This window comes from Pseudomonas sp. CCOS 191 (genome assembly GCF_001007005.1).
In the GTDB taxonomy this organism is placed as follows: domain Bacteria; phylum Pseudomonadota; class Gammaproteobacteria; order Pseudomonadales; family Pseudomonadaceae; genus Aquipseudomonas; species Aquipseudomonas soli.
Genome location: NZ_LN847264.1, coordinates 5,805,097 through 5,814,792, shown reverse-complemented (window position 1 = coordinate 5,814,792; position 9,696 = coordinate 5,805,097). Strand labels below are relative to the sequence as shown.

Annotated in this window: 8 protein-coding genes; 7 read left to right on the top strand and 1 reads right to left on the bottom strand. The window is 64.4% G+C overall.

The features are described 5' to 3' along the window. Positions 1-165: 165 nt before the first annotated feature. The 7 genes from CCOS191_RS25935 (at position 166) to CCOS191_RS25905 (ending at position 8,999) form a co-directional block, all read left to right on the top strand. Positions 166-1,503, top strand: coding sequence for a TolC family outer membrane protein (locus CCOS191_RS25935; protein ID WP_038707140.1), 1,338 nt, complete (start codon positions 166-168; stop codon positions 1,501-1,503). A 44-nt stretch (positions 1,504-1,547) separates the two neighbouring features. Then, a complete protein-coding gene (locus tag CCOS191_RS25930; protein ID WP_046857557.1) occupies positions 1,548-3,704 on the top strand; it encodes a type I secretion system permease/ATPase in 2,157 nt (718 codons plus the stop codon). Then, positions 3,694-5,070 (top strand): HlyD family type I secretion periplasmic adaptor subunit, encoded by a 1,377-nt coding sequence (locus tag CCOS191_RS25925; protein WP_046857556.1) that lies wholly within the window; start codon positions 3,694-3,696, stop codon positions 5,068-5,070. Before CCOS191_RS25930 ends, CCOS191_RS25925 begins: the two co-directional genes overlap by 11 nt. A 244-nt stretch (positions 5,071-5,314) precedes the next feature. Beyond that, positions 5,315-6,214, top strand: coding sequence for a TauD/TfdA dioxygenase family protein (locus CCOS191_RS25920; protein WP_046857555.1), 900 nt, complete (start codon positions 5,315-5,317; stop codon positions 6,212-6,214). An 18-nt stretch (positions 6,215-6,232) separates the two neighbouring features. Beyond that, positions 6,233-7,252, top strand: coding sequence for an ABC transporter substrate-binding protein (locus CCOS191_RS25915; protein WP_046857554.1), 1,020 nt, complete (start codon positions 6,233-6,235; stop codon positions 7,250-7,252). 6 nt (positions 7,253-7,258) lie between these two features. Next, positions 7,259-8,122 (top strand): ABC transporter ATP-binding protein, encoded by an 864-nt coding sequence (locus CCOS191_RS25910; protein WP_046857553.1) that lies wholly within the window; start codon positions 7,259-7,261, stop codon positions 8,120-8,122. Positions 8,123-8,135: 13 nt separating this feature from the next. Then, the gene (locus CCOS191_RS25905; protein WP_046857552.1) at positions 8,136-8,999 is read left to right on the top strand and encodes an ABC transporter permease; all 864 of its coding nucleotides are present in this window, start codon (positions 8,136-8,138) and stop codon (positions 8,997-8,999) included. A gap of 133 nt (positions 9,000-9,132) precedes the next feature. Here CCOS191_RS25905 and CCOS191_RS25900 read toward each other — a convergent pair whose 3' ends face one another. Continuing rightward, the gene (locus tag CCOS191_RS25900) at positions 9,133-9,690 is read right to left on the bottom strand and encodes a WYL domain-containing protein (RefSeq protein ID WP_046857551.1); all 558 of its coding nucleotides are present in this window, start codon (positions 9,688-9,690) and stop codon (positions 9,133-9,135) included. Positions 9,691-9,696: the final 6 nt, after the last annotated feature.

The window sequence follows — 9,696 nt, the reverse complement described above, 5'->3', positions numbered from 1 at the left end:
AAGGTAATGTCACATTGATATTTGGCCAGCCAACCCCTTTCTTTTGTATTAATCGCACTGCCTATTCGGAAGCTTCCTACATACAGATCAGGGTTCGCCATTTTCCAAGGCAGGCACGGCTTCGGCTGTGATTTGGGACAACAGCTCTCTCGGGAACCAGTAAAAATGCGTGCGTCACTGTTCACCGCTCTTCCTTTCGCTCTCGCCGCCTCTTTCGTTCAAGCACAAACCTTGCCCGAAGCCATGCAGAAGGCCCTCGAGGTACACCCGGAAATCCAGGCCGGCGTGAACGCGCGCACGGCCGCGGACTATCAACTGCGTGCAGCCCAGGGCGGCTATTTGCCGCGGGTCGATGTGACGGCCGGTTATGGCCGCGAGGGCACCGACAGCCCAAGCACCCGCAACCGCTGGGAGACCCTGAACCGTGGCGAGTCGGCCATTCGCCTGCGGCAAATGGTCTTTGACGGTTTTGCCACCTCCAGCGAGGTCGGGCGTCAACAAGCCACCGTCAACGCACGTGCCTACTCCCTGCTGGGGACCTCCGAGCGCACCGCGTTGACCGTCGCCCAGGTCTATCTGGACGTGCTGTCGCGCCGTGAGATGGTGCGCCTGGCCGAAGAAAACCTGCGCAACCACGATCGTATTCTCGACCAGATCAAACTGCGCACCAGCCGTGGCGTAGGCCGCATGGCCGACCTCGACCAGGCCGAGGCGCGCCAGGCCCAGGCCCGCAACAACCTGATCACCGAGCAGACCAACCTGGCCGATGCCAACACCAACTACCTGAGCGTTGTCGGGCAAATGCCCGACGAGTTAAGCACGCCCGCGCCATTTGTCGACCTGCTGCCGGCGACCCTCGACGAAGCTCGCCACCAGTTGGTCGAAGAGAGCCCGATCCTGCGCTCGGCCGAGTCGGACATCGCGGCTGCCGAGAAGCAATACGAAGCGGCAAAGTCTACGTTCTATCCACGTTTCGATGCCGAACTCGGACGAACGGCCGACAACAACCTCGACGGCGCGGTCGGCCACAACAACGAGTGGCAGGCCATGCTGCGCATGAACTTCAACCTGTACGCCGGCGGCAGCAACAAGGCGGACCTGGAGTCGAAGTCGTACCTGGCCAACCAGGCCCTGGACATTCGCAACAACGCCTTGCGCCAGCTCAATGAGGAGTTAGGCTTGGCATGGAATGCTCTGGAAAACGCCAACGCCCAGGTGCCGATCGCCCAGCAGTACGTCGATCACAGCAACCGGGTGCGCAGCGCTTACCAACAGCAGTTCGGCCTGGGCGAGCGAACCCTGCTCGACTTGCTCGACAGCGAGAATGAAACCTTCACCGCCCAGCGTCGTCTGGTAGAGGTGAAGAACATACAAATGTTTACTCAGTACCGAATCAAGGCGACCATTGGTCAGCTGCTCAAGAGCCAGGGTGTCGTAGCCCCGATGGCCACCGTTGTGCAGAACGACCTGAAACCCAAGGTGAACCTGCCAGGCATGAACTGAAAGGCGCCTTGAACCCACCCCCGCAAGGATGAAGAGAGCGCCGCGTGGAATCCGAAGTCAGTCGAGTCCAACTCAGCCACGATCCACGCAGTCAGCATGACGACCCGCTGCTGGACAGTCTGCTGACCCTGTGTGTCCTGCATCAGAAACCCGCCAGCCGGGCCATGCTGACCACGGGGCTGCCCTTGCCCTCGCAACGCCTGACCGCCGAGCTGCTGCCGCGTGCAGCCGCCCGGGCCGGGCTGCAGGGGCGCCTGTTGCAGCGCAAGCTGGAGCAGATACCCAGCATCGCCATGCCAGCGATGCTGCTGCTCAAGGAAGGCCGCTGCGCGGTGCTGCTGGGCTGGGAAAATGAAGACACCGCACGGCTGCTGCTCAGCGAGAGCGACGGCGGCGAAGTGCATGTCACCCGTGAGGCGTTGCTGGGCGACTACAGCGGCAAGGTGTTCTTCGCCCAGCCGCAGCACAAGTTCGACGTCAACCACGGCAACCTGATCCCGCGCGCGCGTTCCTGGTTCCGGGACACGCTGCTGCGCAGCAAATGGCTGTACATCGATGCCATCGCCGCCAGCCTGGTGATCAACCTGATCGCTCTGGCCGCGCCGCTGTTCGTGATGAACGTGTACGACCGCGTGGTGCCCAACCAGGCCACGTCGACCCTGTGGGTACTGGCGGTGGGTATCGCCGGGGCCTATGTCTTCGACCTGATTCTGAAGGGGCTGCGCAGCCTCTGCCTGGACCTGGCCGGCAAGAAGACCGACCTGATCATCTCGGCGACGCTGTTCGAGCGCATCGTCGGCATGGCCATGAAGTATCGCCCGGCGCGGGTCGGCAGCTTCGCCCAGAACATTCACGAGTTCCAGGGCCTGCGCGACTTCCTCGCCTCGCTGACGCTGACCAGCCTGATCGACCTGCCGTTCACCCTGCTGATCCTGATGGTCATCGCCATCATCGGCGGGCACCTGGTGTGGATCCCGGTCCTGGCCTTCCCCTTGGCCCTGGGCATCGGCTATGCATTGCAGAAGCCGCTGATGGCGACCATGGAGCGCACCATGGCGCTGGCCTCAGAGCGCCAGTCGAGCCTGATCGAGACCCTGGCCGGCTTGGACGGGATCAAGGTCAACAACGCCGAGAGCGAGCGCCAGTACATGTGGGAGCAGACCCTCGGCACCCTCAGCCGCCTCGAGTTGCGGGTCAAGGTGCTGTCGGGCCTGGCCATGAACATCACCCTGCTGATCCAGCAGTTGGCCGGCGTGGCGATGATCTGCGTGGGCGTGTACCTGATCATCGACGGCAACCTCAGCATGGGTGGCCTGGTGGCCTGCTACATGCTCAGCGGTCGCGCTCTTGGCCCGCTGGGCTCGCTGAACGGCCTGCTGGCCCGCTACCAGCAAGCCAAGGTGACCATGGTCGCCACCGACCAGATGATGGAACTGCCCCAGGAGCGCAACTTCGAAGAGCGCCCGCTGAGCCGCCAGGTGCTGCAAGGCGCCATCGAGTTCCGCGGCGTCGAGTTCACCTACCCGAACCAGCAGAACCAGGCGCTCAAGGGCATCAATCTGAACATACGCCCAGGCGAGAAGGTCGGCATCATCGGCCGCAGCGGCTCGGGCAAGAGCTCGCTGGCCAAGCTGATCGTCGGCCTGTATGAGCCGGACAACGGCTCGTTGCTGGTCGACGGCGTGGACATCCGCCAGATCGACGTCAGCGAACTTCGCCACAACATCGGCTATGTGCCCCAGGATATCCAGCTGCTGGCCGGCACCCTGCGCGACAACCTGGTCAGTGGCGCCCGCTACATCGAGGACGAGCTGATCCTGCAAGCCGCCGAGTTGGCGGGCGTGCACGAGTTCGCCCGCCTGCACCCCGACGGCTATGAGCTGCAGGTCGGCGAGCGTGGGCAGAATCTCTCCGGTGGCCAGCGGCAGAACGTCGCCCTGGGTCGGGCGCTGCTGCTCAACCCGCAGATCCTGCTGCTCGACGAACCCACCAGCGCCATGGACAACACCGGCGAGGAGCGCCTCAAGCAGCGCCTGGCCGCAGTCATCGAGAACAAGACCGTGCTGCTGGTCACCCACCGGGCGTCGCTGCTGTCGCTGGTGGACCGGTTGATCGTCATCGATCGTGGACAGATCGTCGCGGATGGCCCGAAAGCCGCCGTCATGGATGCGCTGAAGAAGGGGCAGATCAGTGTTGCATAAGCTGGATATCGGGCGTTTCAAGGACAACCTGCGCCGCTACTTCAAGGGCTCCGAGTCGTTGGCCGGGCAGCCGCTGCCCGAGGTCAACAAGGCGCTGATCGAGGACGCGCCGCGAGTGGTGCGCCTGACCATCTGGGGCGTGATCGCGTTCTTTCTGTTCCTCATCATCTGGGCCAGCGTTGCGCCCATCGACGAGGTGACGCGCGGGGAGGGCAAGGCCATCCCGTCGTCCAAGGTGCAGAAGATCCAGAACCTCGAGGGCGGCATCGTCGCCGAGATCTTCGCCAAGGAGGGGGAGATCGTCGAAGTCGGCCAGCCGTTGCTACGCCTGGACGAGACCCGCTTCGCCTCCAACGTCGACGAGACCGAGGCCTCGCGCCTGGCCATGGCCCTGCGGGTGCAGCGTCTGAACGCCGAGGTCGAGGACAAGCCGTTGCAGATCGACGAGGAGCTGCGCAAGGCCGCGCCAAGCCAGGCGGCCAACGAACAGTCGCTGTACCTGAGCCGGCGTCAGCAGTTGCAGGACGAGATTGGCGGCCTGCAACAGCAACTGGTGCAGAAGCAACAGGAGCTGCGCGAGTTCAACTCCAAGCGCGCCCAGTACGCCAACAGCCTGCAGCTGTTGCGCCAGGAAATCTCGATGTCCGAGCCACTGGTGGCCCAGGGCGCGATCTCCCAGGTCGAGGTGCTGCGCCTGCGCCGCGCCGAGGTCGAGAACCGTGGCCAGATGGACTCCACCACCCTGGCCATCCCGCGGGCCGAGGCGGCGATCAAGGAGGTCGAGAGCAAGATCGAGGAGACCCGCGGCAAGTTCCGCAGCGAGGCGCTGACCCAGCTCAACGAGGCCCGCACCGAGCTGAACAAGGCCACCGCCACCAGCAAGGCGCTGGACGACCGCGTGCACCGCACCATGGTCATCTCGCCGGTGCGCGGTATCGTCAAGCAGCTGCTGGTCAACACCATCGGCGGCGTGATCCAGCCGGGCAGCGACATCATCGAGATCGTGCCGCTGGACGACACCCTGGTGGTCGAGGCGAAGATCCTGCCCAAGGACATCGCCTTCCTGCACCCGGGCCAGGAAGCCACGGTCAAGTTCACCGCCTATGACTACACCATCTACGGCGGGATGAAGGCCAAGCTCGAGCAGATCGGTGCCGACACCATCACTGACGAAGACAAGAAGACCACCTACTACCTGATCAAGCTGCGCACCGATAAAAGCCATCTGGGCAGCGACGAGAAGCCGCTGCTGATCATCCCGGGGATGGTGGCCACGGTGGATATCATGACCGGCAAGAAGACCATCATGAGCTACCTGCTCAAGCCGATCATCAAGGCCCGTTCGGAAGCCTTGCGCGAGCGTTGATCGCGCGTGGGAGCGGGGCAAGCCCGCTCCCACGCTTTGCCTTTTGCTGCTTGCACAGGGCTGAGCATATTCATATGGATATGCAATAAAGGTATTTAAATTACTGTTCTTATGACTTTATAGTCACGCCACTGCGTACCCGCTGACCAATCGGCGCGCCGCACGACTCGAACCCACACGGGCAATCCCCGTGCGTTTCCGATCGTTGCGCGCCCTGAAGTCGCGCACTGCGTGGGAGTGAACAATGCCAGCCGCCTCGAACGTCTTGTCGACCATCGACAGCGCCCAATCGCAAACCTTCGACATCCGCCCGTTCCCCGGCGCCGTCGGTGCCGAGATCATCGGTCTCGACCTGGCCCGTCCGGTCAATGCCGAGGATTTCACCCGCATTCACCGCGCCCACCTGGACCATCATGTCCTGGTGTTTCGCGACCAGCGCATCACCCCCGAACAGCAGATCGCCTTCAGCCGCCGGTTCGGTGAGCTGCAGATCCATGTACTCAAGCAGTTCCTGCTCGCCGGCCATCCCGAGATCCTGATCGTATCCAACATCGTCGAGGACGGCCGTAACGTCGGCCTGGGCGACGCCGGCAAGTTCTGGCACTCGGACCTGTCGTACAAGGAGCTGCCGAGCCTGGGCTCGATGCTGCACGCCCAGGAGCTGCCCAGCGAAGGCGGCGACACCTTGTTCGCCGACATGCACAAGGCCTGGGACGCAGTGCCCGAGGCCCTGCGCCGGGTCGTAGAGGGCCGCAGCGCCGCCCATTCCTATACCGCCCGCTACGCCGAGACCAAGTTCGAAGGCAACTGGCGCCCGACGCTGACCGCCGAGCAACTGGCCCAGGTCCAGGAAGTCATCCACCCGGTGGTGCGTACTCATCCGGAAAACGGCCGCAAGGCGCTGTTCGTCAGCGAAGGCTTCACCACCCGCATCGTCGGCCTGCCGGATGACGAAAGCCGCGACGTGCTGCAACAGCTGTACGCCCAGAGCGTGCTGGAGCAGAACATCTACCGCCATCAATGGCAGCCCCACGACCTGGTGTTCTGGGACAACCGCTCGCTGATCCACCTGGCCGCCGGTTGCCCCGCGCACCTGCGGCGCAAGCTGTACCGCACCACCATCCAGGGCGATGCCCCGTTCTGACGACTGAGGAAATACACCATGCGCAAATCCATCAGCCGCCTGGCGGCAAGTATCGGCCTGGGCGTTAGCTTGGGCTTAGGCAGTCTGGCGGCGCCCACCGTGGCCCACGCCGAAGGGCAGATCCGCATCGCCGAGCAGTTCGGCATCGTCTACCTGCTGCTCAACGTGGTCCGTGACCAGCAACTGATCGAGAAGCATGGCAAGGAGCAGGGCCTCGAGATCAAGGTCGACTGGGCCCAGTTGTCCGGCGGCGCGGCGATCAACGACGCGTTGCTGTCCGGCTCGGTGGACATCGCCGGCGCCGGCGTCGGGCCGCTGCTCACCGTGTGGGATCGCACCAAGGGCCGCCAGAACGTCAAGGCCGTGGCCTCACTGGGCAACTTCCCGTACTACCTGGTCAGCAGCAATCCCAATGTGAAGACCATCGCCGATATCTCCGACAAGGACCGTATCGCCGTCCCGGCGGTAGGCGTTTCAGTACAGTCGCGCTTCCTGCAGTACGCTGCCGCACGGCAGTGGGGCGACAAGGAATACAACCGCCTCGACAAGTACACCCTGGCCGTGCCGCACCCGGACGCCACCGCGGCCTTGCTGGCCGGCGGCACCGAGCTCAACGGGCACTTCTCCAACCCGCCATTCCAGGACCAGGTGCTGGCCAACAAGAACGTGCACGTGGTGCTCGACAGCTACGACCTGCTCGGCCCCAACTCACCGACCCTGCTGTTCGCCACCGAGAAATTCCGCAAGGACAATCCCAAGACCTACAAGGCCTTCGTTGATGCCCTGGCCGAAGCCGCCGACTTCGCCCAGAAAGACAAGGCCGCCGCGGCCGATACCTACATCCGCGTGACCAAGGCCAAGATCGACCGCGAGGCGCTGATCAAGCTGATCGACAACCCGCAGTACGAATTCACTGTCACGCCGAAGAACACCTACAAGCTGGCCGAGTTCCTCTACCGGGTCGGCGCGATCAAGCACAAGCCCGAATCGTGGAAGGACTACTTCTTCCAGGATGAACGCCCGTTGCAGGGGAGCTGAGCGCCGATGACCGCCCCACTGCCAGGCCACACGGCCAGCAACCTGAGCCGTGTCGCCACCCCACCGCTGCTGGCGGTGGACAACCTGAGCCTTGAATACCGCACCGCCCAGCGCGTGGTGCGGGCCACCCACCAGGTCAGTTTCGAGGTGGATCGCGCCGACCGCTTCGTCCTGCTCGGCCCCTCCGGCTGCGGCAAGTCCACCTTGCTCAAGGCCGTGGCTGGCTTCATCGAACCCCGGGAAGGGCGGATCCTGCTGCAGGGCCAGCCGGTGCGCGGCCCCGGGCCTGACCGGATCGTGGTGTTCCAGGAATTCGACCAGCTGCCGCCGTGGAAGACGGTGAAGCAGAACGTGATGTTCCCGCTGCTGGTGTCCGGCCAGCTCAAGCGCGCCGAGGCTGAAGAGCGGGCGCTGCATTACCTGGAGAAGGTCGGCCTGGCCGCCTTCGCCGACGCATACCCCCATACCTTGTCCGGCGGCATGAAAGCCCGTGTGGCCATCGCTCGGGCACTGGCCACGCAACCGAAGATCCTGCTGATGGACGAGCCGTTCGCCGCGCTCGATGCGCTCACCCGGCGCAAGATGCAGGAAGAGCTGCTGCTGTTGTGGGAAGAGGTGCGCTTCACCCTGTTGTTCGTCACCCACTCCATCGAAGAGGCGCTGGTGGTGGGCAACCGCATCCTGCTGCTGTCGCCGCATCCGGGGCGGGTGCGGGCCGAGGTGCACAGCCATCAGTACGACCTCGGCAGCCTCGGCGCCAGTGATTTCCAGGCCAGCGCCCGGCGCATCCACCGGTTGCTCTTCGACCAGGCCGACGCCCCGGAAAGAACCGGTGATCTGGGCTTCAACGATATCCGTATTGCCTACTGACAGGAGCCAGGACATGACCACGACACCTGTACGCCAGGAATACGAAGTGCCGCTGCAACCCCTCCCGGGTGTGCCGCTGGAGCGTGAGCTGCCGCTGATGCAGCGCTTGTGGCAACAGGGTTGGCTGCGCAAGGCCGCGATCCTGATGCTGCTCGCGGTGGCCTGGGAGGCGGTGGCTCGCTATACCGGCAACGACCTGCTGCTGCCGGGCTTCCTGCAAACCTCCAGCGCATTGTGGGACGGGCTGCTCAGCGGCGAGCTGCCAGCCAAGGTCGGCGTTTCGCTGGTGGTGCTGCTCAAGGGCTATGTGCTGGGCATCGTCCTGGCATTCGGCCTGACCAGCCTGGCCGTCTCGACGCAGCTGGGGCGCGACCTGCTGGGCACGCTGACCTCGATGTTCAACCCGCTGCCGGCCATTGCCCTGTTGCCGCTGGCCTTGCTCTGGTTCGGCCTGGGCGACAACAGCCTGATCTTCGTGCTGGTGCATTCGGTGCTGTGGGCCTTGGCGCTCAACACATACGCAGGCTTTCTCGGCGTGTCCGAAACCCTGCGCATGGCCGGGCGCAACTACGGGCTGCGTGGCCTGCGCCTGGTGCTGCACATCCTGGTACCAGCGGCGCTGCCGTCGATCCTGTCGGGGCTGAAGATCGGCTGGGCCTTCGCCTGGCGCACCCTGATCGCCGCCGAGCTGGTGTTCGGCGCCAGCAGCGGCAAGGGCGGGCTTGGCTGGTACATCTTCCAGAACCGCAACGAGCTGTATACCGACAAGGTGTTCGCCGGGCTGGCAGTGGTGATCCTGATCGGCCTGTTGGTGGAGGGGCTGGTGTTCAACACCCTCGAACGGCTGACCGTGCGGCGCTGGGGGATGCAGCGCTAGTGTGTTGCCTGTACCGGCCTCTCGCCGGCAAGCCGGCTCCCACAGGTAGGGCGCAAGACTTGAGGACCGCACGGTCGGTGTGGGAGCCGGCTTGCCGGCGAGAGGCCAGATCAGCCAGCGGCGAAATCGGGGTCTAGTCCCGATACTTGGCCGCCGCACTGGCCAATGTCCGCGCAATCTCCCCGCGCAATGCCAGCGGCGCTTCCACCACCAGCCCATCCCCCTGGCTCAGCAACCACCAGCGCAAGGGCCAGCTATCCGCCACGGTTGCCCGCAATCGGTGCCCCTGATCCAGCGCGGTCAACTGCATGTCGGCGGTCAGCGGCGTCTCGCGCAGACGGCGAGCCAGCAAGTCGCTGATCCACGCCTGCAGTTCGATGCCTTCCCCTTGGCCAGGCTGCAACGTATCGCCGCGCAGATACCCCTGCAGGTCGAAGTTCCCGCGCAACTCGCCGCCGGCGTTGGCCGACCAGTGCCAGCCGAACGGGATGCTCTTGTCGTTGCGCTCCAGCGGAAAGATCAGCGACAGCTCGTTGAGGTCGCGCTCGACCGTGCGCTTGCTGACATTGAAGCCCACGTCACGCAGGCGCCACACCAGTTCGGCACTGGTGATCCCGGGGGAGCGGCTGGGCAACTGGCGCAGCAATGCCCATTGGCGGCTGAGGGTGGCGCGGGTGGTGGCGAACGGCAAAAGGAA

Bases quoted from the DNA above. Each gene is read 5' to 3' on its own strand.
- CCOS191_RS25935 (WP_038707140.1), top strand. From the start codon at position 166: ATGCGTGCGTCACTGTTCACCGCTCTTCCTTTCGCTCTCGCCGCCTCT.
- CCOS191_RS25920 (WP_046857555.1), top strand. From the start codon at position 5,315: ATGCCAGCCGCCTCGAACGTCTTGTCGACCATCGACAGCGCCCAATCG.
- CCOS191_RS25915 (WP_046857554.1), top strand. From the start codon at position 6,233: ATGCGCAAATCCATCAGCCGCCTGGCGGCAAGTATCGGCCTGGGCGTT.
- CCOS191_RS25910 (WP_046857553.1), top strand. From the start codon at position 7,259: ATGACCGCCCCACTGCCAGGCCACACGGCCAGCAACCTGAGCCGTGTC.
- CCOS191_RS25905 (WP_046857552.1), top strand. From the start codon at position 8,136: ATGACCACGACACCTGTACGCCAGGAATACGAAGTGCCGCTGCAACCC.